30 protein-coding genes and 1 riboswitch are annotated in these 26,861 nt (G+C 65.5%); of the genes, 12 read left to right on the forward strand and 18 right to left on the reverse strand.

Annotated features, from left to right (window positions below; genetic code table 11):
* Positions 1–22: 22 nt before the first annotated feature.
* Positions 23–1,225 (reverse strand): 2-C-methyl-D-erythritol 4-phosphate cytidylyltransferase, encoded by a 1,203-nt coding sequence (gene ispD, locus G6N81_RS06245; protein WP_165134550.1) that lies wholly within the window; start codon positions 1,223–1,225, stop codon positions 23–25.
* A gap of 60 nt (positions 1,226–1,285) precedes the next feature.
* Positions 1,286–1,771: a CarD family transcriptional regulator gene (locus tag G6N81_RS06250; RefSeq protein ID WP_165134553.1), complete on the reverse strand. Its 486-nt coding sequence runs from the start codon at positions 1,769–1,771 to the stop codon at positions 1,286–1,288.
* A gap of 176 nt (positions 1,772–1,947) precedes the next feature.
* On the opposite strand from G6N81_RS06250, the gene G6N81_RS06255 reads away from it, so the two are divergent.
* On the forward strand, positions 1,948–2,481 hold the full coding sequence (locus G6N81_RS06255; protein WP_165134556.1) for a DNA modification methylase: 534 nt from the start codon (positions 1,948–1,950) through the stop codon (positions 2,479–2,481).
* A gap of 68 nt (positions 2,482–2,549) precedes the next feature.
* Here the strand turns inward: G6N81_RS06255 and G6N81_RS06260 are convergent, their stop codons facing one another.
* Together G6N81_RS06260 and G6N81_RS06265 are read right to left on the reverse strand one after the other, a co-directional pair.
* A complete protein-coding gene (locus tag G6N81_RS06260; RefSeq protein WP_165134559.1) occupies positions 2,550–3,233 on the reverse strand; it encodes a response regulator transcription factor in 684 nt (227 codons plus the stop codon).
* Positions 3,230–4,423: a sensor histidine kinase gene (locus G6N81_RS06265; RefSeq protein ID WP_165134562.1), complete on the reverse strand. Its 1,194-nt coding sequence runs from the start codon at positions 4,421–4,423 to the stop codon at positions 3,230–3,232. The genes G6N81_RS06260 and G6N81_RS06265 overlap by 4 nt, the downstream gene beginning before the upstream one ends.
* 192 nt (positions 4,424–4,615) lie before the next feature.
* Between G6N81_RS06265 and phoU the strand changes: the two genes are divergently transcribed.
* Positions 4,616–5,305 (forward strand): phosphate signaling complex protein PhoU, encoded by a 690-nt coding sequence (gene phoU / locus G6N81_RS06270; protein WP_165134565.1) that lies wholly within the window; start codon positions 4,616–4,618, stop codon positions 5,303–5,305.
* A gap of 57 nt (positions 5,306–5,362) precedes the next feature.
* On the opposite strand, the gene G6N81_RS06275 is transcribed toward phoU, so the two are convergent.
* Positions 5,363–6,106, reverse strand: coding sequence for a phosphoglyceromutase (locus G6N81_RS06275; protein ID WP_165134568.1), 744 nt, complete (start codon positions 6,104–6,106; stop codon positions 5,363–5,365).
* A gap of 120 nt (positions 6,107–6,226) precedes the next feature.
* Here G6N81_RS06275 and G6N81_RS06280 point away from each other — a divergent pair, with 120 nt between their 5' ends.
* Complete coding sequence (locus G6N81_RS06280) at positions 6,227–7,048, forward strand: class I SAM-dependent methyltransferase (protein ID WP_165134571.1); 822 nt, start codon at positions 6,227–6,229, stop codon at positions 7,046–7,048.
* Here G6N81_RS06280 and G6N81_RS06285 read toward each other — a convergent pair.
* From G6N81_RS06285 to G6N81_RS06300, 5 genes are all read right to left on the reverse strand, one after another.
* Positions 7,045–8,151, reverse strand: a complete 1,107-nt coding sequence (locus G6N81_RS06285; protein WP_206527849.1) for an FUSC family protein — start codon at positions 8,149–8,151, stop codon at positions 7,045–7,047. The two genes, G6N81_RS06280 and G6N81_RS06285, sit on opposite strands and share 4 nt — an antisense overlap.
* Positions 8,152–8,177: 26 nt before the next feature.
* A complete protein-coding gene (ygfZ, locus tag G6N81_RS06290) occupies positions 8,178–9,287 on the reverse strand; it encodes a CAF17-like 4Fe-4S cluster assembly/insertion protein YgfZ (RefSeq protein WP_165134574.1) in 1,110 nt (369 codons plus the stop codon).
* Positions 9,287–9,892 (reverse strand): nitrobindin family protein, encoded by a 606-nt coding sequence (locus tag G6N81_RS06295; protein ID WP_165134577.1) that lies wholly within the window; start codon positions 9,890–9,892, stop codon positions 9,287–9,289. Before G6N81_RS06295 ends, ygfZ begins: the two co-directional genes overlap by 1 nt.
* A gap of 83 nt (positions 9,893–9,975) precedes the next feature.
* Positions 9,976–10,110: a hypothetical protein gene (locus G6N81_RS12825; RefSeq protein WP_277602637.1), complete on the reverse strand. Its 135-nt coding sequence runs from the start codon at positions 10,108–10,110 to the stop codon at positions 9,976–9,978.
* A gap of 37 nt (positions 10,111–10,147) precedes the next feature.
* Positions 10,148–10,483 (reverse strand): hypothetical protein, encoded by a 336-nt coding sequence (locus G6N81_RS06300; protein WP_165134580.1) that lies wholly within the window; start codon positions 10,481–10,483, stop codon positions 10,148–10,150.
* Positions 10,484–10,639: 156 nt separating this feature from the next.
* Here G6N81_RS06300 and G6N81_RS06305 point away from each other — a divergent pair, with 156 nt between their 5' ends.
* The 5 genes from G6N81_RS06305 (at position 10,640) to G6N81_RS06325 (ending at position 16,194) form a co-directional block, all read left to right on the forward strand.
* Positions 10,640–11,353, forward strand: coding sequence for a response regulator transcription factor (locus G6N81_RS06305; protein ID WP_165134583.1), 714 nt, complete (start codon positions 10,640–10,642; stop codon positions 11,351–11,353).
* Positions 11,354–11,448: 95 nt separating this feature from the next.
* Positions 11,449–13,638 (forward strand): RNA degradosome polyphosphate kinase, encoded by a 2,190-nt coding sequence (locus tag G6N81_RS06310; protein ID WP_165134586.1) that lies wholly within the window; start codon positions 11,449–11,451, stop codon positions 13,636–13,638.
* Positions 13,635–14,615 (forward strand): NUDIX hydrolase, encoded by a 981-nt coding sequence (locus G6N81_RS06315; RefSeq protein WP_165134589.1) that lies wholly within the window; start codon positions 13,635–13,637, stop codon positions 14,613–14,615. Before G6N81_RS06310 ends, G6N81_RS06315 begins: the two co-directional genes overlap by 4 nt.
* Positions 14,616–14,651: 36 nt before the next feature.
* Positions 14,652–15,638 (forward strand): tryptophan--tRNA ligase, encoded by a 987-nt coding sequence (gene trpS, locus G6N81_RS06320; RefSeq protein ID WP_241245125.1) that lies wholly within the window; start codon positions 14,652–14,654, stop codon positions 15,636–15,638.
* A complete protein-coding gene (locus G6N81_RS06325) occupies positions 15,631–16,194 on the forward strand; it encodes a GNAT family N-acetyltransferase (protein ID WP_165134595.1) in 564 nt (187 codons plus the stop codon). The genes trpS and G6N81_RS06325 overlap by 8 nt, the downstream gene beginning before the upstream one ends.
* On the opposite strand, the gene G6N81_RS12565 is transcribed toward G6N81_RS06325, so the two are convergent.
* The 5 genes from G6N81_RS12565 to ribD form a co-directional block, all read right to left on the reverse strand.
* Positions 16,097–16,357, reverse strand: a complete 261-nt coding sequence (locus G6N81_RS12565) for a GNAT family N-acetyltransferase (RefSeq protein WP_338143989.1) — start codon at positions 16,355–16,357, stop codon at positions 16,097–16,099. The two genes, G6N81_RS06325 and G6N81_RS12565, sit on opposite strands and share 98 nt — an antisense overlap.
* Before the next feature lie 352 nt (positions 16,358–16,709).
* Positions 16,710–17,177 (reverse strand): 6,7-dimethyl-8-ribityllumazine synthase, encoded by a 468-nt coding sequence (ribH, locus tag G6N81_RS06335; protein WP_165134598.1) that lies wholly within the window; start codon positions 17,175–17,177, stop codon positions 16,710–16,712.
* Between the two features lie 2 nt (positions 17,178–17,179).
* Positions 17,180–18,463 (reverse strand): GTP cyclohydrolase II, encoded by a 1,284-nt coding sequence (gene ribA / locus G6N81_RS06340; protein WP_165134601.1) that lies wholly within the window; start codon positions 18,461–18,463, stop codon positions 17,180–17,182.
* Entirely contained in the window at positions 18,460–19,089 is a 630-nt protein-coding gene (locus tag G6N81_RS06345; RefSeq protein WP_165134605.1) for a riboflavin synthase, read from the reverse strand. Before G6N81_RS06345 ends, ribA begins: the two co-directional genes overlap by 4 nt.
* On the reverse strand, positions 19,089–20,108 hold the full coding sequence (gene ribD, locus G6N81_RS06350; protein ID WP_165134608.1) for a bifunctional diaminohydroxyphosphoribosylaminopyrimidine deaminase/5-amino-6-(5-phosphoribosylamino)uracil reductase RibD: 1,020 nt from the start codon (positions 20,106–20,108) through the stop codon (positions 19,089–19,091). Before ribD ends, G6N81_RS06345 begins: the two co-directional genes overlap by 1 nt.
* 61 nt (positions 20,109–20,169) lie before the next feature.
* Positions 20,170–20,308: riboswitch (FMN riboswitch) on the reverse strand.
* A gap of 103 nt (positions 20,309–20,411) precedes the next feature.
* Here ribD and G6N81_RS06355 point away from each other — a divergent pair.
* The gene (locus G6N81_RS06355) at positions 20,412–20,765 is read left to right on the forward strand and encodes a Fe-S protein (protein ID WP_165134611.1); all 354 of its coding nucleotides are present in this window, start codon (positions 20,412–20,414) and stop codon (positions 20,763–20,765) included.
* 191 nt (positions 20,766–20,956) lie between these two features.
* Here G6N81_RS06355 and G6N81_RS12885 read toward each other — a convergent pair whose 3' ends face one another.
* Complete coding sequence (locus tag G6N81_RS12885) at positions 20,957–21,253, reverse strand: Gfo/Idh/MocA family protein (RefSeq protein WP_338143990.1); 297 nt, start codon at positions 21,251–21,253, stop codon at positions 20,957–20,959.
* Between the two features lie 256 nt (positions 21,254–21,509).
* Positions 21,510–21,713, reverse strand: a complete 204-nt coding sequence (locus G6N81_RS06365; protein WP_165134614.1) for a hypothetical protein — start codon at positions 21,711–21,713, stop codon at positions 21,510–21,512.
* A 173-nt stretch (positions 21,714–21,886) separates the two neighbouring features.
* Between G6N81_RS06365 and G6N81_RS06370 the strand changes: the two genes are divergently transcribed.
* Genes G6N81_RS06370 through G6N81_RS06380 form a run of 3 tightly spaced genes read left to right on the forward strand, consistent with a single transcriptional unit; the run spans position 21,887 to position 24,764 of the window.
* Entirely contained in the window at positions 21,887–22,879 is a 993-nt protein-coding gene (locus G6N81_RS06370; RefSeq protein ID WP_165134617.1) for a LacI family DNA-binding transcriptional regulator, read from the forward strand.
* Between the two features lie 14 nt (positions 22,880–22,893).
* On the forward strand, positions 22,894–24,015 hold the full coding sequence (locus G6N81_RS06375) for a Gfo/Idh/MocA family protein (RefSeq protein ID WP_241244877.1): 1,122 nt from the start codon (positions 22,894–22,896) through the stop codon (positions 24,013–24,015).
* Positions 24,012–24,764 carry a cupin domain-containing protein gene (locus G6N81_RS06380; RefSeq protein ID WP_165134620.1) on the forward strand — a complete coding sequence of 251 codons (753 nt, stop codon included), beginning with the start codon at positions 24,012–24,014 and terminating at the stop codon, positions 24,762–24,764. The genes G6N81_RS06375 and G6N81_RS06380 overlap by 4 nt, the downstream gene beginning before the upstream one ends.
* Positions 24,765–24,814: 50 nt before the next feature.
* Here G6N81_RS06380 and G6N81_RS06385 read toward each other — a convergent pair whose 3' ends face one another.
* Complete coding sequence (locus tag G6N81_RS06385) at positions 24,815–26,836, reverse strand: alpha/beta hydrolase family protein (protein WP_165134623.1); 2,022 nt, start codon at positions 26,834–26,836, stop codon at positions 24,815–24,817.
* Positions 26,837–26,861: the final 25 nt, after the last annotated feature.

A 26,861-nucleotide genomic window follows, 5' to 3' on the forward strand; every position in this document is an offset into this window, starting at 1 on the left:
GCGTGAAACGGGCGGATGGCCCTCACACGGGTACGACAAGCGCCACGGCGAACGCCTGAATCCCCTCGGAGCGACCCGTTGGTCCGAGCCCGTCGGTTGTTGTTGCCGTCACCGAAACGGGGGCACCCAGCGCATCGGAGAGCACCCGTTCCGCCTCGGCGCGACGGGGCGCGAACCGCGGGCTGTTGGCCTGCACCTGCACCGAGACGTTTCCGACGCGCCACCCCGCTGCCTGCAGAATCCGGTGCGTTTCCGCAAGGAAAGCACCAGCGTGAGCTCCGGCGAACTCGGGGCGGTCCGTTCCGAAATGACTGCCGATATCGCCGAGCCCCGCGGCGTTCAGCACGGCGTCGACGATCGCGTGAGCCACCGAGTCGCCGTCGGAGTGTCCGGACAGCGCGGGTTCGTCCGGCCACTCGATTCCGGCCAGCCAGAGCGATCCTGTTCCGCCGAAGGCATGGACGTCTGTTCCGATTCCGACACGGGGAAGGGGCGTACGAGGCGCGGCGCCCGCGGTGACGGGCGGTACCGGTGCGTCGGCGACGATCCGCCGCGCGCGCAGAAGGTCCGCCGGGGTGGTGATCTTAAAGCCGCGCGCAGATCCCTCGATAGCCACAACGGGATGCCCGGCAGCCTGAACGAGAGCGGCATCATCGGTGTACTCCTCGCGCGATACTGCGTACGCGGTGTCGAGAACATCGCGCCGGAACCCCTGGGGGGTCTGCGCCGCCGCCAGCTCGGAACGATCGACAACACCCACAACGCGGTTCTCGTCGACGCGCTTGAGGGTGTCAACGACGGGCAGAACGGGAATGGCTCCGTGGCCGGTTTCCCGCACGGCCGCGACGACGCGGTCGATCATGTCACCGGGAACGAGCGATCGTGCCGCGTCGTGGACGAGCACAACATCCACACCGGGCCATACCCGGGACAGGCCCGCGGCAACCGACAGTTGCCGCGTTTCTCCGCCGACCACGGTTGTCACCAGCTCGCGCCTGTCGCCCGCGGCCTCATATGCCTGCGCCAGCGCCTCCCCTGCGCGGTCCTGCGGTGCAACGACGATGACCTGCGCTGGTCCCGCCTCGAATACTCCGCGCAGACAGTGGCGCAGCAGGCTGTGGTGATCGATGCCAACGAACGCTTTCGGCTCACCCGCTCCGAGCCGGGTGCCGCTGCCCGCGGCAACGATGATGATCGCAGTATCAATACGGGTCGCTGTGCTCACCCCATAAAAGTAGTCGTCCCGCCTCCCCAGGGGGAGACGGGACGACAAAGAAGATGCGCGTTAGTCGCTTGCGAGAGCCACGTCGAGAATCTTCGCGGCTTCCTCTTCCGAAACCTTCTTGGCGAGCGCGAGCTCAGACTCCAGCACCTGTCGTGCCTTTGCCAGCATGCGCTTTTCACCGGCGGAAAGCCCGCGGTCCTGATCACGACGCCACAGGTCGCGAACAACTTCGCTGACCTTGATGACGTCGCCGGAAGCGAGCTTCTCGAGGTTGGCCTTGTAGCGGCGCGACCAGTTGGTCGGCTCTTCCGTAAAAGGAGCCTTGAGGACGTCGAGGACCTCGCTGAGGCCGCCCTCGTCGATAACGTCACGGACGCCAACGAGGTCGACATTCTCGGCCGGTACCTCGATAACCAGATCGCCCTGGGTAACGTTGAGCTTGAGGTAAGTGCGCTCCTCGCCCTTGATGACTCGAGTCTTAACTTCAGTGATAGTCGCGGCCCCATGATGGGGGTAGACGACGGTCTCGCCAACCTCAAAAAGCATATGGATTACGTCCCTTCCCGGCTTCCCCTAGTTTACCACAGGCAAAGATGCGCTATGATCGGCGCCCTTTACGCGCGCCCTTTACGCGCGCCCGTGTCTCTTGGCACCCGGGAACCTCCTCTAAGATGAAGAAGGTGAGCCGGAGCTCCGGCCCTGTCGTACCTTCTGGAGGATCCGTGAAATCGCGCACCATCGCGTCCCTCGCCCTCGGTGGCGTCGTGCTCTTATCGGCCGCCGGCTGCGGAACCGTGACGCCCGTCGCCACGACCTACACCTATACGGCGGGCGATGGCATCAACGTCACCGACCGTGACGGTAGCGACCTTCTCGTTCGCAACGCGATGATCGTCGCAACGGCGGATGGTGCAGAAGGCAACTTCGTCGCCGCGCTCATCAACGACGGCAACGAGGCCGAAACGCTCACCCTGGACTGGGAGGGCGGTAGCGCTCAGTACACCGTCCCGGCCGGGCAGACGATTGCCCTCGGCGCCGACGATGAGCCCCTCCTGCTCAGCGGCCTGGGCGTCGAGCCCGGCGCCATCGCCGACATCTACCTACAGTCCGGGAACGGCGACGGCATTGACGCCCAGATCCCCGTCCTCAACGACTGCCTCGATGAGTACGCCGGCCTCGCACCCGATTCCGCCACATCCGATCGCATCTATTGCGAGCGCTATCTCGACGAATCGGTCTCCGAAGCAGACCACTGATTTGCTCATAAGTGCGCTGAGCGCCCCCGGATCCGTCCGGAGGCGCTCAACGCACTTATGGAGGGACGCTATCCCTCGAAGCGGTATCCGAGGCCGCGCACGGTCACGAGCATGACCGGCTTGGACGGTGTCTCTTCGATGCGCGACCGGATGCGCTTGATGTGCACATCGAGGGTTTTGGTATCGCCGAAGTAATCGGATCCCCACACGCGGTCGATGAGCTGTCCACGGGTAAGGACACGGCCCGTGTTGCGCATCAGAAGTTCAAGCAGCTCAAATTCCTTCAACGGCATGTTGATCTGCTCGCCGCCGACGGACACCGTGTGCCTGTCGATGTCGAGCGTGACACGGCCCCCCTCGAGAATGTGCTCCTCAAGGTCTTCCTCCGCGGCCGCGGAGCGGCGCATCACCGCACGCATCCGCGCCAACAGCTCTCGCGACGAGTAGGGCTTGGTGACATAGTCATCCGCGCCGAGCTCCAGTCCGACGACGATATCCACTTCGCTGTCTTTCGCCGTGAGCATCACGATCGGCACCGATGAGCTCGCGCGCACCTGTCGGCACACCTCGGTTCCGGGAATGCCGGGCAGCATCAAGTCCAGCAGGATCACATCTGCGCCCTGTTCGCGGAACATCCGCAGGGCCTTCTCGCCGTCGTCGGCGATCTCGATCTCGTACCCCTCGCGCTGAAGGAGGTACGCCAGGGGTTCCGCGAGGTCGGGTTCGTCCTCCACGAGCAAAACACGCGTCATGCGGTCGTTTCCTTCCGTAGCGCCTTTTTGATGGCGCCCTTTTTAGGTCGTTTGCCGCCGAATGTCGCACCATCTGGCGCGTTCTTCTGCGGAAGTCTGATGGTGAACGTCGAGCCCTGGCCCTCGCGCGACCAGAGGCGCACTTCGCCACCGTGGCGCTGGATCGCGTGTTTGACGATCGACAGCCCCAGGCCCGTGCCGCCGGTGCGCCGCGATCGCGCCTGGTCGGCCCGAAAGAATCGTTCGAAGACGCGGCGTTGGTCTCCATCAGCAATGCCGATTCCCTGATCAGTCACGGCGATTTCGACGGCACCTTCGGCCGATCGCACACCGACGCCGACATGCGATCCTTCGGGGGAATAGGCCACGGCGTTTGAGATGAGGTTGCTCACCGCTTCCACCAGCACGCGGGAATCGCCGTGGACGTACAGGCCTTTATCGCCGCCGGAACGCACCTCGACGAGGGCTGCCTTGGCCGTGACGGCGTTTGCCTCAATCGCGCCCTGCACAACCTCGTCGACGGCAACGGGACCAATATCGATGAGCTCGTCCGCTGCCTGCAGGCGCGAGAGGTTCATGATGCGGCCCGTCAACTGGCCGAGGCGATCGGCTTCCGCCGACATGCGCTCGGAGAACCGGCGCACCTGATCGGGGTCGTCGGCCGCCACCTCGAGCGCTTCGGCCAGAAGCGCAATCGCTCCCACCGGTGTTTTCAGCTCGTGGCTCGTGTTCTGAATAAAGTCCTGGCGCATCTGCTGCAGGCGCTCTTGTTCGGAGATGTCCCGCACCGAGACCAGGACATAGTCGCGCCCGATCTGCGCGGCGCGGGCGATCACCAGGCGCGGCTCACGCGAGAGCCGCCCCGACCGGATCCGCATCGTCTGCGCCTCGCTCACGCCATGCTGACGAGCCACCTTCATGAGCGCCCGGAGTTCGTCCTGTTCCAGCCGCTCGCCCGGCAGGGCGCCCAGCCAGGTGGCCGTCGGGGACGCGGCCACGACATTGCCCGAGGCATCCGTGACAACGGCGGCGTCATCGAGCACGTCCAGCATCGCCGGAACGGCGTCGGGCAGCTGAGGGCTCGCTTCGTCGATCGCACGGGCCTTTGCCCGGCGTGCGGCGAAGATCGTGAGCGTTGCTGCGACCCCGATGACGACCCCAACGAGAAGGGCCAGGAGCTCTTGCGGCATGACTACAGAGTAAAGTCATCCGCTGTACGTCCGAGGACAACCGTCGCGCGATATCAAGGCGACACCCTGGATTATTCACGAGGGTGACACCTGGCGTTCACCTTCGATCGACCGGCGCGCCGCTCCCATGCGGCAACGTGGTCGACGGTGCCATACTGGCCCCAAGATTCCGAAACCCGAAAGGCCGTTCCGATGCGCGAAGTGTTCCACGACACGCTCGAAGATATTCAAAACCGACTCGTCGAGGTCGCAGAGCTCGTGGCCGAGGCGATCGAGAAGGCCACAACCGCCTTCACGACGGGCGACGTCGCTCTCGCCGAAGAGGTCATTGCGGGCGACGAGCGCATCGACCAGATGGTGCTCACCACCGACGAAATCGCGATAGAAACCCTCGCGATGCAGCAGCCCGTTGCGCGCGACCTGCGCATCATCGTCACGGTGCTGCGCGCCAGCGCATCACTCGAGCGCATGGGCGATCTCGCCGAGCACATCGCGCTTCTCGTGCGCCAGCGCTACCCCGAGCGGGCGATTCCCAAGGGCCTGAAGAAGACCTTCAAGCGCTTGGGAGAGCTGGACGTTCTCGTTGCGAAGGCTCTCGTCGAGCTGCTGCGCACCGAGGACCTGCGCTACTCCACGCAGATTCGCGACACCGACGACGAGATCGACGAACTTCACGCATCTGTGTACGAGCGCGTGCTCGGCGATTCCTTCGGCGGAGAAGTTTCCGGTGCGATCGATGCGACCCTCGCGAGCCGGTACCACGAACGTTTCGCTGACCACGCAGTGGCCATTTCGAAAAAGGTTGTCTACCTGGCAACGGGCGACTGGTCGGGCGAAGAAGACGTTTCCACCATCGAGATCGTCGACGAGAACGCCTCCTGACACAAACAGAATCGGCCCCCGCCAGCTGGCGGGGGCCGATTCTGTTTGTGTCCGGCGTTACTTCTTGCCCTGTGAGGCGACGGCAGCGGCTCCCGCTGCTGCTGCCTCGGGGTCGAGGTAGCGTCCGGGGCCCGTGGGCACCATGTTGTCGTCGAGCTCGTAGACGAGAGGGATGCCCGTGGGGATGTTCAGACCCGCGATGTCCTCATCGCTGATGCCGTCGAGGTGCTTCACCAGCGCGCGCAGCGAGTTGCCGTGTGCCGTGACGAGAACCGTCTTGCCCGCCTTCAGATCGGGAACGATCTCGTTCTCCCAGTAAGGCAGCATGCGGTCGATGACGAGCTTGAGCGACTCTGTCGCCGGCATCTCGCCGTCCATCCCGTCGTAGCGGGGGTCGTTCGTCTGGGCGAACTCATCGTCGGCGTCGATCTCGGGCGGCGGCACGTCGAACGAGCGACGCCACTCCATGAACTTCTCCTGCCCGTACTCTTCCAGAGTCTGAGCCTTGTCCTTGCCCTGCAGAGCGCCGTAGTGGCGCTCGTTGAGGCGCCAGGAGCGCTTCACGGGGACCCACAGGCGGTCGGCCGTCTCAAGGGCCAAGTTCGCGGTCTGAATCGCGCGGCTCAGCAGCGACGTGTGCAGAACGTCGGGCAGAACGCCCTGTTCCTTCATCAGTTCGCCGCCGCGCGCGGCCTCGCGCCGGCCCTGCTCGGTGAGCCGCACGTCGACCCATCCGGTGAACAAGTTCTTTTCGTTCCAGTCGCTCTGCCCATGGCGGAGCAGGATCAGGGTGTGCGTCATACTCCCATCGTATCGCTGTGCGAAACCGGGCCTCGGCGCCGGCGCCGTACCTCTGATCAAACGCCGTGTGAATTCCTCGCCCACACGGATTCCCCCGCTCCCTCACGGGATGATGGAGGGATGGCTGGGCACGAGGGATCACCGACGCGCGGAACCACAGGCACGAACCGCCTGAGGCGCGTTGACCGGTGGATCGCACATCTTCCGGCGTTCCGGCGCGCACACGATCCCCTTGTCGTTGACCTCGGCTTCGGTGCGTCCGGTGTGACGGCCTTCGAACTCGCGACACGGTTGCGCAGCGCTAACCCCACCGTTCGTGTGCTGGGCCTGGAGATCGACCCCGATCGTGTGGCCGTCGCGGAGGACCAGCTCGCGTCCGCGCGCGCAGGTCTGACACCCTTTCCGAGCGACCTTCCGGTGTCGTTCGCCCGCGGAGGCTTCGAAGTTCCCGTCCCGCGGCCAGCAACGATCATCAGGGCCTACAACGTGCTCCGACAGTACGACGAGTCCGACGTGCGCGGGGCATGGCGGCGGATGGCGGCGCAGCTGACCCCCGATGGCCTTCTGATCGAGGGAACCTGCGACGAAATCGGCCGCGTCAGCTCGTGGATCGACGTTTCAGCAGACGCGCAGCCGCTGCGGTTCAGCCTCTCGTTGAGCCTCGCACACGTTAAACGGCCCTCGATCGTTGCCGAGCGCCTGCCGAAGGCCCTCATCCACCGCAACGTTGACGGCGAGAGGATCCACGAGCTGCTCACGGCCCTCGATGGCGCCTGGGACCGCTCGGCCGGATACGCGACGTTCGGCCCCATCCAGCGGTGGCTCGCGACCGTTTCCGCCCTGCGGGATGCCGGGTGGCCGGTGCAGGGCACCAAGTCACGCTGGCGGTTGGGAGAACTCACGCTGCCCTGGTCCGCCGTCGAGCCACGAAACGAGAGTTAGATCCGCGGGAGTTCGTGAGCGGCATCGTCGCGGGGTTCGCCCGCGGCGACCAGCAGGTCGACGACGAGCGGCCGAAGCGATACGACCACATTCTGGTCACCGAGTCCGGCCCCTGGCAGTAAGAGAGCGGGGTCGAGGGTGCGAGCGATACGGCGCACCTCGTCCTGCGCGGCGGTCTCGGCGCTCGGATCCGTCAGGCACTCGGAGACGAGGGCCACCGACCGCTGAACATCACCGATGAGCCTCGCCAGAACGGGGCGAGGTTGGCCATCCTCAACGGCGTAGTGCGCGCGGCGCGCGACGAGCCGCAGGTTTCGTGTGACGAGGTCCATCGCCGACATGATCCGCGCGAGCCGCGCCAGCTGCTGCCGACGCGACCGCAGAAACGGCGACATGCTCGAAATTGCCCGCCCGGACTCCAACGACGTCTCCCATGACGCGAGCGATCCCTCGAGCTCTCTCGCTTTTTGTAGCCCGCGTTCGGCCCGCAGGCGATCACCGCGGCGCAGTCCCTGTGACACGCGGGACATCGTTCGGTCGACGTCGGCGAAGACCACATGGGCGTCGCGGAGGATCGCCTTGATCGGATTCCTCGGGAGCAGCGCTGTGACGAGCAGCGCCATCACTCCACCGACCGCGCCATCCAGAATCCGCATGCCGGTGAACTCGCCGAGCGGCAACATGAAGGCGATCGCCGTCTGAATCCCCGCCGCGATCGGGAAGCCCGGTGATGGCGACATGAATCGCGCGATCACAAGCGTCACGGCGAGAACAACCGCGAGTTGCCACCATCCGGGCCGCAAGAACAACAGGGCGATCTCCGAGATCGCGATACCGGTGAGCATTCCCGCCACCGTCTGCAGAACCTTCGAGGGGCGGGCATCTCGCGCAAGCCCGAGACTCGAGATCGTCACGGTGACGGCCAGCAAGGGCGTCTGGTGCCCGAAGAGGAGGTGGGCGATACCGTACGCGCCGGCCGCGGCGATGACGATCTGTGCGATTGCCGCCCAGGAATCCCGGAGGCGGACGATGCCGGCGCGCGGACGGTACCGGCTTTGCCAACGGGTGGGCAAGACCTCGGTCAGCGGATCAGTATCGGACACGGTGCGAGGTTACCGGCGGATGCTGATCACGCGGGAGGGGCCGCCTGCTTGCGGCGGCTGAGGCGCGTCAAACGCGGCACATCGGCGACAGATCCGGCATCCGCGGGAACAATGATCTCCTGGGATGCCGCAACGCGGACGCCGTCATGCAGCACCTCCAGCGTCGCATCACCGTCGACGCGCCGTCCGACCAGCGCGAGCGCGATGGGCCCCAGCTCGTGGTGGCGGGCCGACGAGGTGATCTGGCCCGCCTCTTTTTCGCCATCGAACACGGTGTCACCGCGCTCGGGGAAGACGTTCTCGGAGCCGTCGAGGTGCAGCAGGACGAGGCGCCGCGGCGGGTGTCCGAGGTTGTGCACCTTCGCCACCGTCTCCTGCCCGCGATAGCACCCTTTGTTGAGGTGAACGGCCGTGCGGATCCAGTCGGCCTCGTGCGGAATCGCGCGCTCATCAACCTCGTGTGCCCAGCGCGGACGCCAGGCGGCGATGCGGAGCGCCTCGGTGGCCAGTGCGCCCGCGATCTCGGCTGTCGCAAGCGCCACAATGCCGTCCGCGTCAACGATCGCCTCGGCCCAGAGATACTCCGCGCCCGGGTGATCCGTTGCCTGTGCGTACTGCCAGCCGCCTGCCGAAACCTGCGGCCACGGATCGGTCCAGACGAGAGGAAGGTCGCCCGTGTGAACCGACGCGGCGACCAGGCTGTCGAATACCTCGCCCCCGCGAAAGCCGCCGACAACCGCCAGATCGTCGCGAACGGCCACGGCCACCTGCGAGCGGAAGCGCATCATCGTCAACCACTTCGCCAGTCCGGGAGCATCGCCCGCGTCGGCGAGGAGCCAGATCGACTCACCGTCTTCGAGGACGGCCGCCGTGTGTTCGATTCGGCCCTGCGGATCAAGAACAAGCAGTTCTGTGCTGTCGCCCGGCTGCAGTGCGCCGAGCGCCTGCGAGGTGATCGAGTCGAGCCACGTGCGTCGATCTGGCCCCGATACCTCGATCACCGTGCGGTCGGCGCGCGGAGCAATGGCCGTTCCCGCGATCAGCCGACGCTGTTCAAGAACCGGATTACCGGCGTGCTGGATCACGCCGTCATCGGAGGAGACAACGCCGGAACGGGCGCGGAAGACATCAAGCATCAGGAGACCTTCTCGAGGCGGGCGGAAGCATGTGATCCCAGCTCGCGGCCAAGCGCGGCGATGTCCCACGCCCACAGCAGATGGCCATCGACGAGGCCGTACATGCGCGATGCCGCGACATATGGCTGCGACGTCGCGGTACGAACAACGGCGTCGGTCGCCAGATCTATGCGCGGTCCTTTCGCCTGACCGAGGTAAAGCTCTTGGACACCGTCCGAATGCGAGAGAACGACCTCGATCGGAAAGGAGCCGTCGGCTGTGCGCAGCCGCTCGACGTCCTCAGCTGTGCGCTCGGTGGCCGCACGCAACGGCGGCAGAAGACCGGGGCCAGGGGTCGTGTCGTCGGCAGGAACCGCGAGCCGCCAGAATCCCGTCTCGGAAACGAGAGGACGCTCGGCCTGGAAGGCCGTCGCGCGCATCACGCCGGTGGCGGAGTAGTTCAAAAAGGATCCGCCGTCATGACTGAAGCTGACGCGGTGCGTGAACTCACCCGAGTAATGGGTGTCGCCGACGGTGTAGTCGATGACGCCTGTGCCCTCCCAGACGCCAACAAGCCAGGACAGCGGGACGAGCTCGGCGGGAATGTCTGCGGGAATCTCGATCATGATCCCTCCAGCGTATCCGCGCGACGCGGGAACAGCGCCGAATCGCTCGACTCTGAGCGGGCGCTGCTAGCTGAGCGTGACGGCTACTTCTGACCGCGGAAGAGGTTCACGAGAACGGTGCCCGAGACAAAGGCGATGGCGAGGCCAGCAAGACCCAGCAGGCCGATGAAGAACATCTCGAGGGCGAATACGTCCACGTTGGCGAGGAATTCGAGCATGTCGCCATGCTACGGCACGAGCCGTCCCGGCGGAGACTTATGGAAAGAGGGAACCCGCCGAGCCGACGGCGGAAAACAGCGTTCCGACAAGCGAAATCATCCCCAGCAGCACGATGCTCCCCAGCGACGCGGTCGCGGTACGAAGAATGAAGCCATCCGCGCGGCCGATGATCAGTTGAACGACGAACGACACGATGACGCAGATACCGGCCGCAGCGGCGTACCAGGACCAGCGTTCGGATGCTGGCCCGAACAGGGCGATGAGCAATCCGATCACGAAGGTCACGCCCCACGGCAGAACCAGGCCCTGGCTGGTCGCGATTCGTCCCATCACTCCAACGCGAGAGTGAGACCGTTGCGTGGCGTCAGCCATACTGCCTCCTCCGGGGCGTGAACTCCGTTCCATTGTGCCTCACGGCACCCTGCAAACTCGGGTAGCCTCTGACCTTCGTACAGCACCCTTTCAGAGTTCGCCTATTATGGGCATTCTGCAAGGGCCCAACCCCGGTTGGCCCGGAAGGAAGTTCTCGTGGCCCAACTGCTCGTTCTCAGCTCATCTCACAGCGCCAACCCGGTCCTGCCGGCGCTCGAACTCCTGAGCCACCGCGTGCGCCAGATCCCCGCGGAACCCGCCCAGCTCGTGAATGCGCCCAGCGCCGATGTCATCTTCGTCGACGGGCGCGGCGACCTCGTCGGCGCAAAGTCCCTGTGCAAGATCCTCCGCACCACCGGACTCGACTCACCGCTCATGCTCATCGTGACCGAGGGCGGTCTCACCGCCGTCTCCGCCGACTGGGGAATCGACGATGTCATCCTCGTCGACGCGGGTCCCGCAGAAGTCGATGCCCGTGTTCGCCTGTTGATCGGCCGCCAGGATGCCGAACCACAGTCGACGCGCGTTCAGACATCGGGTATCTCGATCGACGAATCCTCCTACTCGGCCAAGGTGCATGGAAAGCCCCTCGACCTCACCTACAAGGAATTCCAGCTTCTGCACTTCTTCGCAACGCACCCGTCCCGCGTTTTCACGCGAGAACAGCTGCTCAGCGAAGTGTGGGGGTACGACTACTTCGGTGGCACCAGAACGGTGGACGTTCACGTGCGCCGTCTGCGCGCCAAGCTCGGCGATCTCGAACAGCTCATCGGCACGGTCCGCAATGTCGGATACCGCTTCAACGTGTACGAAGACGATCAGGTGCCGGCACCCCGTTCTCGACCAAAATCACCATCGCAAGCCGATTAGAGGGATCCAACGCGAACCAGCCGCCGAGACACAGATGACGCAAGAACGTCTTTTTCGTTCACCTCGTCGTCAATCGGGAGTGGGAGGATGAACGCATGAGTGAAACTGCCATCGTCGATACGGGCCTCGGTGACGCCGAGGATGACGATTTCGACGACCTCTTTGAGGAAGCGAGTTCGGAACTTCCCGAGCATCGCTACACCGACCGCGAACTGAGCTGGCTCCGGTTCAACCAGCGCGTTCTTGAGCTCGCGGAGGACCCAACGGTTCCGCTGCTCGAGCGCACGAACTTCCTCGCCATCTTCGCGAGCAACCTCGATGAGTTCTTCATGGTGCGCGTGGCAGGGCTCAAGCGCCGCATCGTCACGGGCCTGGCCGTTCCGACCAACATCGGCACGCCCGCTCAGCGTGTTCTGGAAGCGATCGGCCGCGAGGCACACACGCTGCAGGAGCGCCACGCGCGCGCCTGGGCGGAAGGCGTGCGCCCGGCGCTCGAAGAAGAGGGCATCACGATCGCCGAATGGTCCGAACTGACCGACTTCGAGCGTGCGAGCCTCTACGAGTACTTCCACGACTACGTCTTCCCCGTGCTGATGCCGTTGGCCGTTGACCCGGCACACCCCTTCCCCTATATCTCGGGGCTCTCGCTCAACCTGGCCGTTCGCGTTCGCCACTCCCGCACGGGCCGTGAAGAGTTCGCACGCATCAAGGTGCCCCCCATGCTCCCCCGCCTCGTGCGGGTGCCGGAGCGCGACACCGATCGCGTGCGTTATCTGCCCCTGGAGTCCCTCATCGCCCAGAACCTCTCGGAGCTGTTCCCGGGAATGGAGGTTCTCGACCACCATGCGTTCCGTCTCACGCGCAACGAGGACATGGTGATCGAAGAGGACGAGACCGAGAACCTGATCCAGGCTCTCGAACAGGAGTTGCTGCGCCGCCGGTTCGGCCCGCCGATTCGTCTGGAAATCACGGACGACATGGACGACCTGACCCTCGGCCTGCTGATCGAAGAGCTCGACATCTCGGAGCAGGAGGTCTACCGCCTTCCCGCTCCCCTCGACCAGCGCGCGCTGTTCCAGCTGAGCGAGCTCGACCGTCCCGACCTCAAGCACAACAAGCACGTTCCCGTCACGGCCGCGGCCTTCGCTCCCACCGACAGCGATTCGAAGCACGCCCGCGCCGACATTTTCGCGGCGATCCGCAAGGGTGATGTTCTCGTGCACCACCCGTATGAGTCGTTTGCCACCAGCGTTCAGGCATTCCTCGAGCAGGCAGCCAGCGATCCTCACGTTCTCGCCATTAAGCAAACCCTGTACCGCACCTCGGGTGATAGCCCGATCGTCAAGTCGCTGATTAAGGCGGCTGAGGCGGGTAAGCAAGTACTGGCACTCGTTGAAGTTAAGGCCCGGTTCGACGAGGCCAACAACATCGAGTGGGCGCGCATTCTCGAAAAGGCCGGCGTGCACGTTGTGTACGGCATCGTCGGCCTGAAAACGCACTGCAAGATCGCGTCGGTTGTCCGCGAAGAGAACGGCCGCCTGCGGCACTACACGCACGTCGGAACGGGAAACTACAACCCCAAGACCAGCCGCATCTACGAAGACTTCGGCCTCTTCACGTGCGACCCGGTTGTGGGCCGCGATGTGACGCGCCTGTTCAACGAGCTGTCCGGCTATGCCATCGAGAAGAAGTTCTCGCGGCTACTGACGGCTCCCCTGCACCTGCGCAAGGGGCTGCTCCGCCTGATCGAGCGCGAGCGGCAGAACGCCCTCGCGGGCAAGCCCGCACGCGTGCGCATCAAGGTGAACTCGATGGTCGACGAGCAGATCATCGACGCGCTCTACCGGGCGTCCATGGCGGGCGCAAAGGTCGATGTGTGGGTTCGCGGTATTTGCAGCCTCCGCGTTGATCTTCCTGGTGTCAGCGACAACATCCGTGTTCGTAGTGTGCTTGGCCGCTACCTCGAGCATGCCCGAATCTTCGCCTTCGAAAACGACGGTTCGCCTGAGGTATTCATCGGCAGCGCAGACATGATGCACCGCAACCTCGACCGTCGCGTTGAGGCTCTTGTGCAGATTACGCGTCCTGCGCAGATCACAGAGCTGACCGACTACCTCGACCTGGCCATGGACGATGGCACGGCCACGTGGCACCTCGGAGAGAACGGCACCTGGACCCGGCACCGTGTCGACGCCGACGGGAAACCGCTGGTTGAGCTGCAAGACCAGAGGATGAAGTTCATCCAGCGCCGCCGCAGCCCGCGTCGCACAAGGACCACCACGTGACCGGAACACTCGTATCGTCCCTTCCGGATGAGACGACCCGCTCAGCGCGACACGTGTTCGCCGCGGGCGGGGTGGTGTGGCGCTTTGTCGCGGGAGAACTCAGGGTCCTTCTTGTGCACCGCACGAAGTACCGCGATTTCTCGTTCCCCAAGGGCAAGGTCGAAGGCACCGAGTCGCTAGCCGAAACGGCCGTGCGAGAGATTCGTGAAGAGACGGGGATCGCGGGAAACCTCGGTCCGTCACTTGGCACGGTGCAATACCGCCTGCCATCTGGCCGCGACAAGACGGTGCACTATTGGACGGTTGAGGCCAGAGAAGACGCCGTCCGCATGTCGACGTTCCGGCCGGGGCGCGAGATCGCCGGCATCGAGTGGGCGACGCTGGCCGAGGCTCGTGAGCGCCTCAGCTACCCGGTTGACGGGCTCATCCTGGACGAGTTTGAAAAGGTCGTTGCCGCCGGTGGCCTCGGCACCTTCCCCATCGTGCTGATGCGGCATGGGCATGCGGAGTCGGCCTCGAAGGCCGGAGGAGTCGACGCCGATCGCAAGCTCACCAAGCGTGGTGAGACCCAGGCTGCGGGGGCCGTCGGATCGCTTGTCGCCTTCGGTGTCAAGGGTATCCACTCCTCACCGGCGACACGGTGTGTGCAGACCATGACGCCCCTGGCGAAGACGCTCGGCCGCGAAATCCACCGGCACAAGAGCCTCAGCCAGGACAGGTGGCAGGACGGGCTGACCGACCCGCAACTGATCGTCGGGCAGCGCGTCGCCAAGACGAAGGCGACCATCTTCTGCTCGCACGCACCCGTTCTCCCGCTGGTGATGGATGCTCTCGTTCTCGCGACCGGAACCGTGCGCACGAGCCACATCGGCGATGCCACACGCCTCGCCACGGCGGGGTTCACCGTTGCGCACATCAGCCGCACGAATCCAGGATCAGGGATCATCGCGATCGAGTCCCATGCATCACGGGCGTAGGATCAGAAGGTGACAAAGGCTCGACTCTTCTCCGGCATGCAGCCCTCCGCCGATTCTCTCCAGATCGGCAACTACATTGGCGCGCTCATGCAGTGGCGCACGATGCAGGACACCTACGATGCGTTCTTCACCGTCGTTGACCTGCATGCCATCACGGTGCCGCAGGATCCGAAGGAGCTGCGGGAGAAGACCCGTCGCACCGCTGCGCAGTACATCGCCGCCGGCATTGAGCCCGCGAAGTCGACGCTGTATGTGCAGTCGCAGGTTCCGGCGCATGCCGAGCTCGCCTGGATTTTGTCCACCGTCACAGGTTTCGGCGAGGCCAGCCGGATGACGCAGTTCAAGGACAAGTCGCAGCGCTACGGTGCTGACAAAGCCAGCGTTGCGCTGTTCACGTACCCCGTGCTGATGGCAGCCGACATTCTGCTCTATCAGGCCAAGGTTGTTCCCGTCGGAGACGACCAGAAGCAGCACGTTGAGCTCACCCGCAACCTCGCGGAGCGCTTCAATGCGCGGTTCGGCCAGACGTTCACGATCCCCGACCCGGTGATCCAGAAAGACACGGCACGTATCTACGATCTGCAGGAGCCGACATCCAAGATGTCGAAGTCTGCCGAGTCGCAGGCCGGCGTGCTCTATCTGCTGGACGATATCAACGTGACCGCGAAGAAGATCATGCGCGCCGTCACGGACAGCGATGGCATCGTTCGGTACGACCGCGAAAACAAGCCCGGGGTCTCAAACCTCCTCACGATCTATGCGGCCCTCACAGGACGGCAGATCGGCGCGATCGAAGATGAGTACGCGGGCCGCGGCTACGGAGACTTCAAAAAGGGCCTGCGTGACGTGATCGTCGCTGAGTTCGAGCCGGTGCGTGCACGTGCGCTCGAACTTTTGGAAGACCCCGCCGAGCTCGACCGCCTGCTCGGTGCCAACGCCGCCCGGGCGTCCGAGGTGGCTGAGAAGACGCTCGCGCAGGTGTACGAGCGTGTTGGCCTGCTCCGAGCTCCCGGCCGTGGCTGAGCCGGTTACGCTCCGAACTGACCGCCTCGTTCTGACCCCGCCGACGTCTGCCGACGCCGACGCCGTCTACGAGGCATGCCAGGATCCGGAGATCCAGAAGTTCACAACAGTTCCCTCCCCCTACCGCCACGATCACGCGACGGGGTTCATCGCCCTGACGGAAAAGGGCTGGGCCGACGGCACATCCTTCACGTGGGCCTTCCGCGCGGGCGGTGAGTTCGCTGGCCTGGTCGGGCTGGACGACGTTCGCGACGGCTCAGCAGAGATCGGCTTTTGGGCCGCCCCGTCTGCGCGCGGAAGCGGCTATGTCACCGAAGCCGCCCGTGCGGCCGTTGACTTCGCGTTCGGGCCTATGCGGCTGTCCAGACTCGAATGGCACGCGGTCGTCGGCAACGAAGCGTCCGCTCGTGTGGCCCAGAAGCTGGGCTTCCAGCTGGAGGGCACACGGCGCAGCGCCCTCAGCCACGAGTTCGATGGCCGCCACGTGCGATTCGACGGCTGGCTCGCCGGCCTCCTGAGCACCGATCCGCGCACCGAGGCGACCTGGAGTATCTGAGCTCGAGTCGTTCCCTCAGTACACGGTGGCGCTGTTTTCGGGGTGGATGATGGCCGCTAAACGGGTCGGAAACCCCTCGACGCCTGGCCTCGGCGAGGCACGCCTGCGCCGCTTCCGTGGCGTATCCACGACCCTGGGCGTCACGTCGCACGTGGTAACCCACCTCGAGAACATCCCGGCCGTTGACCTTCTGCCACGTCAGCCCCGAGCTTCGCCATGTTGTCGAGGTCGCTCAGCTCCATCTCGCGAAATCGCACGCGTGCGGTGGGTGGGGAACGCTCCAGTTACGCATCATCCCTCAGGCTATTGCGACCGCCACAAGCGGCGCCATGCGCCGTGCGCTCCCGCGGACATCACCGAGCCTTCACGCGGAGATGTGCGCTCCAGCGGACCCGCATCCAGCTTTTGATCCGCTGCTGTGCGCATTTCCGCCGCAGCGCACACGATCTCCGCTCGAATGTCCCGCCAGCACCATCCGAGAGCGGAACGTCCCCGCGACGGGCGAGGAAAAGCGCCTACAGCGTGCGAAGAAGAAGGGCCGTGCGCACAGCAGCGTCGGCCGCCTCGTTCCCCTTGTCCTCTTTCGATCCGGGAAGCCCTGCGCGGTCGATACCCTGCTGTTCGTCGTCCAGCGTGAGCACACCGAAGCCCACGGGCTTTCCGGTGTCGAGCGCCACACGCGTCAGCCCCTCGGTGGCGGCCGAGGAAACGAAATCGAAGTGAGGCGTTCCGCCGCGAATGATCACGCCGAGCGCCACGACCGCATCAGCGCCACCCTCGAGCGCCGCCTTCGCAACGAGGGGAAGCTCAAACGACCCCGGAACCCGCACGAGGCGATAGTCGGCGTTCGCTGCTTCCAGGTAGCGCTCTGCGCCCGCGATCAGGCCGTTCGAGATCTCGTCGTGCCACGTACCCGCGATGATGACAACGCGCATGCCTGTGGCATCGACGGCATCCTGAACCGGTGCTCCGGAACCTGCCATGTTTATGCTCCCTCGTTCATCTTTGCGACGGCGGTCTCAAGCTCAGACTCTCCGATGATGTGCCCCATGCGGTCGCGCTTGGTCTCTAGGTACTGGTGGTTGTTCGGGCCGACGCCGACGATCAGCGGAACCTGGTCAACGATGTCGATACCGAAGCTACGCAGCTGTGCAATTTTGTCGGAGTTGTTCGTGAGCAACCGGATCTGACTGATACCGAGATCAGCCAGAATCGATGCCGCCGCGGCGTAGTCGCGAGCGTCGGCCGGCAGCCCCAGCTCGAGATTGGCGTCGAGCGTGTCGAAACCGCGCTCCTGCAGCGCGTAGGCGCGGAGCTTATTGATGAGGCCGATTCCCCGCCCCTCGTGCCCCCGCATGTAGATCACCACACCGCCGTGCTCGGCGATTGTGGCGAGAGCTGCATCCAGCTGAGGCCCGCACTCGCACTTCAGCGAGCCGAAGGCCTCGCCCGTGAGGCACTCGGAGTGCACGCGGACGATGGGGGCGTCGCTGTTCAGCCCACCCGACACGATCGCCAGGTGGTCGGTTCCCGTGACCCTGTCGCGGTATGCCAGGAAGCGCATATCTCCGTGAGCGGTGGGAATGCGCGTGTCGGCGCGGAGGCTCACGGAGCGGAGCGCATGACTGGAGTCGTCCTGCGGGTCACGCTCACCTAAGTAGGCGACGAGCTGCTCGATGGTGACAACGGGGATGCCGTCGCGCTGCCCCATCTCGAGCAGGCCCGGAAGACGCATCATGTCGCCGTCCTCCGCAAGCACCTCGCCAATCACGGCAACAGGGCTCAGACCAGCGAGCCGCATCAGATCAACGCCCGCTTCTGTATGTCCGGCGCGCTCGCGAACGCCGCCGTCCCGAGCGCGCAGCGGAAGGATGTGGCCCGGACGGATGACACTGGTCGCCGTGGATTCGGGATCGGCGAGCACGTTGAGGGTGCGCGCGCGATCGTGCGCGCTGATTCCCGTGGTGACGCCGTGCGCGGCGTCCACGGACACCGTGTATGCCGTTCCGCGCATGTCCTCGTTGTTGGCCACCATCGGCGCCAGCTCAAGGCGGTCCGCCCACTCCTGTGGCATCGGTGCGCAGAGATAGCCCGATGTGTACCGAACGGTCCAGGCAATCCACTCGGGTGTGGCCAGTTGCGCCGAGAGAATGACGTCGCCCTCGTTCTCGCGATTTTCGTCATCGGCAACGAGAATGGGTCGGCCCGCGCGCAGCGCGTCAAGTGCCTCGTCGATGGTCGACAGCGGAGGAAGGGTGTCAGAGGTCATTGCGCGGATCCTTCTGCAATCGTCGCGAACGCCGCAAGCCGCTGGACGTGGCGCGCGAGGATGTCGGTTTCGATGTTGAGGCGGTCGCCGGGGACGCGTTCCCCCAGCGTTGTGGCGCGGAGGGTTTCGGGGATCAGCGATACCTCAAGCCACTGCTCCGGGGCATCCGGGGGGCTGACATCGCTGATCGTCAGCGAGGTGCCGTCGAGCGTGACCGACCCCTTGTCGACGACGAGGGGAGCGAGATGTGCCGGAATCGACACCCGCACCACCTGCCACTCGTCCCCCGGACGCACCTCGGCGATGACACCCGTGCCGTCGATGTGGCCCTGGACGATGTGGCCGCCGAGGCGATCGCCTGTTGCGAGAGCGCGTTCCACGTTGACGTGCGCCCCGACGGCGAGATCGCCCAGGGTGGACATGTCGAGCGTCTGCTTCATCACATCGGCGGTAAAGCCCCCCTCGGTCTGGTCGACAACCGTCAGGCACACACCGCTGATCGCGATCGAGTCGCCGTGGTGTGCACCGACCGTCGCGGCCGGGGCGCTGATGGTCAGGCGAATACCATCGCCCGACTCTTCGATCGCCGAAATGCGACCGATCTCTTCGATGAGTCCTGTGAACATCAGTGCACCGCGCTTTCAGGGGTCGCGACGACGAGAACGTCGCCGCCGAGGGGAAGGAGTTGGTCGATCGTCAGGCGCATTTGAGCACCGATCGATGCGACGCCGATATCGGTGATGGCGTGCCGCGGCCCGCCGATCAGAGTGGGGGCGATATAGGCAAGCAGACGGTCGACGAGTCCCTGCGCAAGAAACGCGCTGGCGAGCGTCGGTCCGCCTTCGATGAACACGCGATGCAATCCGCGATCAGCCAGCTCGTCCAGAACAGCGGCGAGATCGTACGTTGCAAACAGCAGGGGCTCCTGCGGGTGCTGCCAGATCTTCGCGTCACGCGACAGCGGCCGCGTCCCGATGACAACGGGAACGGGCTGCCGGGCGAAGAGGGTGTCACCGTTTCGCGCCGTCAACGCGGGGTCGTCAGCGATCAGCGTTCCGGTTCCGACGACGATCGCGTCGGCCTCGGAGCGTCGCCTGTGCACGTCGTGACGCGCCTGCGCGCCCGTGATCCACTGGCTGGATCCGTCGGCGGCGGCGGCCCGGCCGTCGAGGCTCTGCGCCCATTTCACGGTGACATGTGGGCGCCCCAGCCGTCGCACGGTGAGCCACGGGTCGAGGAGCGCGTGGCCCTCGTCCGCGAGCACGCCGCCCTCAACGTCGATCCCCGCCGAGCGGAGGCGGCGAGCGCCGCCCGCCTCGCGGTCGCCGGGATCGTCGATGGCGTAGACGACGCGGGCAACGCCCGCTGTCACGAGTGCCTCGGCGCACGGCCCCGTTCTGCCGGTGTGGTTGCAGGGTTCCAGCGTGACAACCGCCGTGGCACCGCGCGCCGCATCGGCGGGGAGGTGGGAGAGCGCATCGACTTCGGCGTGCGGGGTTCCGGCCCCGCGATGCCATCCCTCGGCGATGACGTCTCCGGATGCGGACAGGATGACAGCGCCCACCTGCGGGTTGCGACTGGCCGGTCCACGGGTCGCGAGTTCGAGCCCGCGACGCATCGCGGCGATCTCCGCTGGTGTGGCCATCCGTTTCGTCCCTTCTGCGCAGGTGGCGCCGGGGTTCACGAAACGGGCCCGCGAAGGACCTGTCGTGCTACCTCTCATCCGGACTCGCAGGCGTGTGCCTGCATCACCGTCGGTTCCGGAATCTCACCGGATCAACCCCTCGAAGAGGGGCTCGCGGACTTTACCGCCGGTTCGGATTCTCACCGACCCCGGAGCACGTTCTCCCCCAGCATAACGCTGGAGACGGAGATCTATTCCCGCCTGTTCTTCGCCGCGCCAGCGATCACCTTTCGCTAGCCAAGAATTCTACGTAGAGTAGAAAACATGGAGACGCTGCGGAGCATTGTTGTGCTCGTTCACCTGATCGGATTTGCTGCCCTGTTCGGCGCGTGGCTTGTGGAGGCCGTCTCCGGCCGCCGCGAGATCACGAAGCTCATGAACTGGGGCCTCGCGATCGCCCTCGTGGCTGGTCTCGCCCTCGCCGCCCCGTGGGGTCTCGGCGACGGCGATCTGAACCACATGAAGGTCGGCATCAAGCTGATCGTCGTTGTGATCGTCGGAGCGCTTCTGGGCATTGGCGCTGCGAAGCAGAAGCGCACGGGTTCGGTTCCGGCAGGGCTGTTCTGGTCGGTGGGAATTCTGACGGCGGCCAACGCCGGGCTCGCCGTCATCTGGTAACAACGGCGAGCACCGCCGTTATCCCAGGCGACGCGCCATCATCTGTGCGCGAACGCTCAACTCGGCTGCGGCGAAGGCATGCGCCTGCGTCATCGCCTTCTCGGTTCTCTCGAGACAGTCGAGGATGAGCTCCCCAAAGTACGGAAAGCCCGTCTGACCTGCGGCTCTCAGGTGTTGCTCACCCGCACCGTTCACGAGGAATACATGGCCGGGGGTGTTCTCGGCGGCAACGTTGGTGTATTTGCGCAGTTCGATGTATCCCTCCGTTCCGATGAGGAACGCGCGGCCGTGAAGTGGAGCATCTGCTCGAAGTTGTGACTTCCCAGATCGCAGATGATGCCGCCGAATTTCTCGCGGTCGAAGAACCACTCCGGCCGTGACTGCGGGATCCCGATGCGGTGCGGGCCCATTCCCGTGACGTGAACAACGCGTCCGATCGCGCCGTCGTCGATGAGGCGTCCGGCGAGAACTGCCGCTTCAGAGTGCACCCTCTCGCCGTAGTACACGGCGTACTTTTTCCCCGTGCGGGCGCTCGTTTCGCGAACGGCGTCGAGCTGCTCCAGGAGCGCCCCCCGCGTTGATGAGCCCCTCCGACATTCCGAAAACGTGTCCGTGATCGAGGTATGCGGCGGCAAAAACGAACTCTCCGGACCGGACAACCGGAGCAGTGGACTGGGACATGGTGTGACGGCTCTTTCTCGTTGACGTGATGTGGCGCCCCGCGCGCGTGCGCGAGGCGCCACATCACGGCGATGGCAACCGATGCGCCAAGCAGTCTGGGAATGTAGAACGCCGCGCGGTAGATCCGCCTGTCAGCAGCACCGCCCCCAGAACGAAGGGCGCAAGGAAAAAGAGAGCGGCCTTGTTGTCCGGCAGTCGGACTCTGGCGCCCTTCACCCCCTTACGGCGGCGGTCGCGCGCAATCTGGCGCAGTTCGGCGATGCTCATGCGGTGCACATCCTCCTTGATGGCAGTACTTCTGATGCTCGCGTGACAGCGTTGTCTGCGCGATTCATACGTATCATTAATACGTATGATGGACTACGCTCGACAACACCCCCTCACGTCAAGGGTGACCACCGCGGCCAACGACGGCCGCCACCACGTGGAAGGCTCCTACCGTGCCGAAACGAACAACCAGCCGGGATGTCGCCGCGCGCGCCGGTGTCTCGCAGTCCACGGTCTCCCACGTCCTCACCGGAAAAACAACCGTCACGGACGCCACCCGCCAACGGGTTCTCGCGGCGATGGAAGAGCTGCGCTACCGCCCCAATCTCGCCGCGCGTTCCATGCGCACGCGCAAGTCGGGGCGACTCGCCGTCGTGATGCCCCTCACAACGCCGAGTATCGGCGACGCCATCAGCGGTGCCGCTGAGGCCGCGCAGGAAGCCGGATACGTCCTCGAACTCCAGGGACTGACGGGAACCGCCGAGGCACGAAAACAGCGCCTCCTCGAGATCGCCGGAACAGGCGAATTCGAAGGGATCCTGTCGTTCATGAGCGTGCCGGGCGGCGACGACCTCGATGAACACACCACCGTTTTCGCCCTCTCCGCATACGACGAGAACCTGCACGTGTCCGGCGAAATGGCCGAGGCTGGCGCCATCGCCGAGATCATCGAGACGCTCGCCACGCAGGGGCATCGACGTTTTCTCCACATCGCCGGCCCCGAAGACTATGCATCGGCCCTCGCCCGCCGAGCAGCATACGAGTCCACCATCGCCCGTCTCGGGCTCGACTCCCTCGGCGTCATCGCCGGAGACTGGTCGGGCGACTCCGGTGAGCGCGCGCTGCGCACCCTGCCGGATGACACGCCGCCCGTCGCGATCATCGCATCGAACGATCTCGTCGCGGCCGGCGCCATTCGCGGCGCCCACGCACGTGGATGGACCGTTCCCGGTCAGGTCAGCGTCAGCGGATGGGACGATCTGGACCTCTCGGCGTTCCTCGATCCGTCCCTGACCACCGTGGCACTCGATCGGCAGGCGCTCGGCCGGCATGCCGTCCATCGCCTCCTCGCCAAAATGCGGGGCGAGGCCGAGCCCGAACGTGCGGGCTCTCTGGCACGCGTCGTGTGGCGCGAGTCCACGGGAACTCTCCACCCGTCTGATTGAAAGGACCTCTCTCGATGACCTCTTCCCGTATGGCGCTCCGCGTCGGCGTCATCGGCACCGGCGGCATCGCTGGTGCTCACGCGACGGCGATCCGTGAGCTCGGCGGCAGCGTCGAGCTTGTCGCCGTCGCCGATATCGACGCGGCACGCGCCGCCGCCTTCGCGGCAGATCACGGCGGTGCGACCGTGTTTGCCAGCGCGGACGATCTTCTCGCTCACGCCGGGGCGGATGTTGTCTGCATCTGCACACCGCCGCAGACCCACGCTCCCCTCGCCATCGCGGCAATGCGCGCCGGTGTCACGGCGCTCGTCGAAAAGCCGACCGCCCTCAGCCTCGCCGAGCTGGACGAGATCGCCCGCGTCGAAGAGGAGACCGGCACGCAGACACTCACGGTCTTCCAGCACCGCTTCGGAGCAGCGTCGCTGCGTCTGCGCGAACTCGTCACCTCGGGCGCACTCGGCCGTCCCCTCGTCGCCGCCTGCGAAACGCTCTGGTTCCGCCCCGCTGCCTACTTCGAGGTGCCGTGGCGCGGCCGATGGGACGTCGAGGGCGGAGGCCCGACCATGGGTCACGGCATTCACCAATTCGATCTACTCCTGGCGGTTCTCGGCCCATGGTCAGAGGTCACGGCCGTCGCCGAGCGCCAGCTGCGCCCCACCGACACCGAGGACGTCTCCGCGGCGCTCGTTCGCTTCGACAACGGAGCGATCGCCACCGTCATCAATTCCCTCGTCTCCCCGAAGGAAACATCGCGCCTGCGGATCGACTTCGAGAACGCCTCCGTGGAGGTGGAGCACCTGTATGGGCACACCAATGCCGACTGGACGTTCACGCCCGCTCCCGGTCACGAACATCTGGCCGAGCGCTGGAACACCGATCTGCCGGACGACGGGATCAGCGGCCATCGCCACCAGATCGCGGCAATCGCCGATGCCATCGCGGCCGGAAAACGTCCGGACGTCGACATCGTCGATGCCCGCCGCACCCTGGAGTTCGCCGCGGCGACGTATGCGTCCGCATTCCGGCGCACGCCGATCGCCGCGGGAGACATCTCGGGCGATGATCCGTTTATGACGTCGATGAGTGGCGGAATCGTGCCGTGGGCGCCCGTCAAAGCCGTTCCGGTGGCATCATGAGCGCCGATAATGGCGCCCTCTCTGCACCCGATTCGACCTTCCCCGGCGGAACGCTTGTCTCGCGCCTCGATGTCTACGGCGATGCAGCGCCCGACGGCATCTGCGGGGGTTCTCCTCACATGCACACGGTGTCGACAGAGGCCTACATCGTGATCTCCGGACACGGCTCCCTGCAGACTCTCGACGCTGATGAGGGGTTCCGCGAAACACGGCTCGAGGCGGGATCGATCGTGTGGTTCACGCCGGGCGTTATTCACCGTGCCGTCAACCACGGTGATCTGCAGGCCGTTGTTCTGATGAGCAATTCTGGGCTGCCCGAGGCGGGCGATGCGGTCATGACGTTCCCCGCCGAGATCGTCGCCGACGCGTCGTCGTATGCCGATGCGGCGTCACTGGGCGACGAACCCGATCGCCGAGCGGAACGAGCAGCCGCCAGACGGGACCTCGCCGTGACGGGGTTCCTCGCGCTAAAGACGGCCGTGATCGCGGGGGATCGTTCAGCGCTTGCGGCATTCCACGGTGCTGCCGGTGCCATCGTGCGCGGGCGGGCGGCTGCGTGGCCCGACCTGGTTCGGCGCCGCCCGCTCGCCGCTGCTGAAGCCAGTCTGGCGATGGCGCAGGCCGTCGCGGCGGGCGATCTCTCTCATCTGTCGGGCGCCCGTGTTCAGCAGGCGGCGCCGTCTCCGGGAGCACTCGGCTTCGGCATGTGCGGCCGACTGCGCACCTACGACGTCTCCGAACAGTCCTGATCCGAGGTCGGGTGTGGGCCTCGCGGCCGTAGCGGCGAGGCCCACACCCGCTATCCGAGAAGTTCCGGCCGTGTGGCCTCTTCTCCGAGCACGTGCTGAGCGAGGAACGCAAAAACCGTTTGGTACCAGATCTTCGCGTGCTGCGGCGTGAGGATCCAGTGGTTCTCATCGGGGAAGTAGAGGAATCGGTGGACCATCGCACCGGTGTCATCCGCGTGCGCGGTGTACAGGTCTGACCACAGCCGCAGCCCCTCCCCGATCGGTACGCGATAGTCCTTATCGCCGTGGATGACGAGCATTGGCGTCGTGATCGCGTCGACGAACAGGTGAGGGGAGTTCTCCTGGGCCGCTTCCGTGGACATCAGGGTGCGCCAGTACGTAGGGGAATCGGTAGTTCCGGCGAACTGATCGAACGCCCACAGGCTGGCGTGTGTGACGATTGCGTCGAAACGATCGGTGTGGCCAGCGATCCAGTTAGCCATATAGCCACCGAAGGATCCGCCCATCGCGGCCGTTCGCGTTTCATCTATGTCGTCCCGCGCCTCCACGGCATCCGTGATCGCCATCAGATCCGTGTAGGGCTTTTCACCCCATGCTCCCCAGCCCCGCTGGATGAAGTCGAGCCCGTAGCCGGTCGACAGAGCAGGGTCGGGCAGGAGAACGGCGTAGCCCTGCGCAACAGCAAGCTGCGGCGCCCAGCGCCAACTCCACGCGTTCCAGCTGTTCAGCGGGCCGCCGTGCACCCACAGCAGAAGCGGTGATGCCTCGTCCGCCTGCTCGGGAAGCAGCAACCACCCGGCAACGCGGGCGCCGTCCTCTGCACGCGTCTCGACGCGCTCCATCCGAGCGTTCGGAGTGGGAACGGGCGCGGGGGTCGCCAGCCGGGTGACCGTTCCGTCCGTGAGGACGCGAACGGGATGGGGCGGTTCGAGCCAGTTCGAGCGCAGGGCGATCACCGTTCCGTCGTCGGCAACATTCACCGAGGCGTATGCGTAGTCGTCACGCGTGATGGCCTCGGGTGAGGAACCGTCGAGGGGAATGCGGAAAATGTGTCCGCGGCCGTCGTCATCGGCTGTGGCGATCAGAGCATTGCCGTCGGGGGCAAACGCCAGCGATGCCGGCCAACGATCCCACTCACCGGCCAGCCGGATGGGATCGGAGCCGTCGATTCGCGCCGCCCAGATCTCGCTATCGGCCACGGCCTCCGCGGTCGATTCCGGTGTTCGGGTGTAGGCGATGCGCGTTCCGTCGCGACTGATCACAACGCCGCCGTGGGAGATTCCCGGCTCGTCGCAGAGGGTCGTCCGGTGCCCGGTCACAACGTCAATCGCCACAAGAGCCGTCGTCGGCTGTCCGTCCGCGATGCGGGAAAATCCGGCGATCAGCGTGGACCCATCGGGTGTGATCGCCTGCGAGCTCCGACGGAGTGCACCGCCCGGCCGCGGCGTCAGATCACGAAGGGGCGGACGCGAGGGCGCACCGGCCGTGCTCTCCGCGGCGAGCGCGCCGTCCAGCACGAGCAGGTGCGGCTCGGCGGGGCCCAGATCGTGGTCCCAGAACCGCACGGGCGCGGACTCGTGCAGAATCGCTCGCACCTTTTTGTCTTTGCGCGCCTTCCGCAGCTCCCCCTCGGCGTCCAGATTGGCGGCTCCGGGAAGGAGCTCGGCGGCGACGACAACGCACTCGGTGCCGCGCGCCGACGCTGCAATCGATGCAACGCCGCCTGGAAGCGCGGTGACGGCGCGCGCGTCTCCTCCCGAAGACGGCAGAACCCAGAGCTGAGCCGCGTCGATCTCTTCTTTCGTTTCCGCGTCGGGCCGCGAGGAGGTGAACAGCAGATCTCCGTTCGGGAGGAACGCCGCCGAAGCCTCTCCCTTCGCGGAGCGGGTCAGGCGCATGGGTGCCTCCCGCGTTGTGATCGGAAGCCGCCAGATAGCGCGCCGCCATGCCGTCTCATCGTGGTCCAGCGTCGCGACAACGCCGGCGGCCCAGGTTCCGTCAGGCGCAAGAGCGATCGATTCGAGGCGAGGAAGTGCGAGAAAGTCGTCGAGGGAATCGTAAGAAGAGCTCATCGCCCTCACTCTAAGACCCGGTGGC

The sequence above is a fragment of the Microbacterium amylolyticum genome, from assembly GCF_011046975.1.
GTDB classification, from domain to species: Bacteria; Actinomycetota; Actinomycetes; order Actinomycetales; family Microbacteriaceae; genus Microbacterium; species Microbacterium amylolyticum.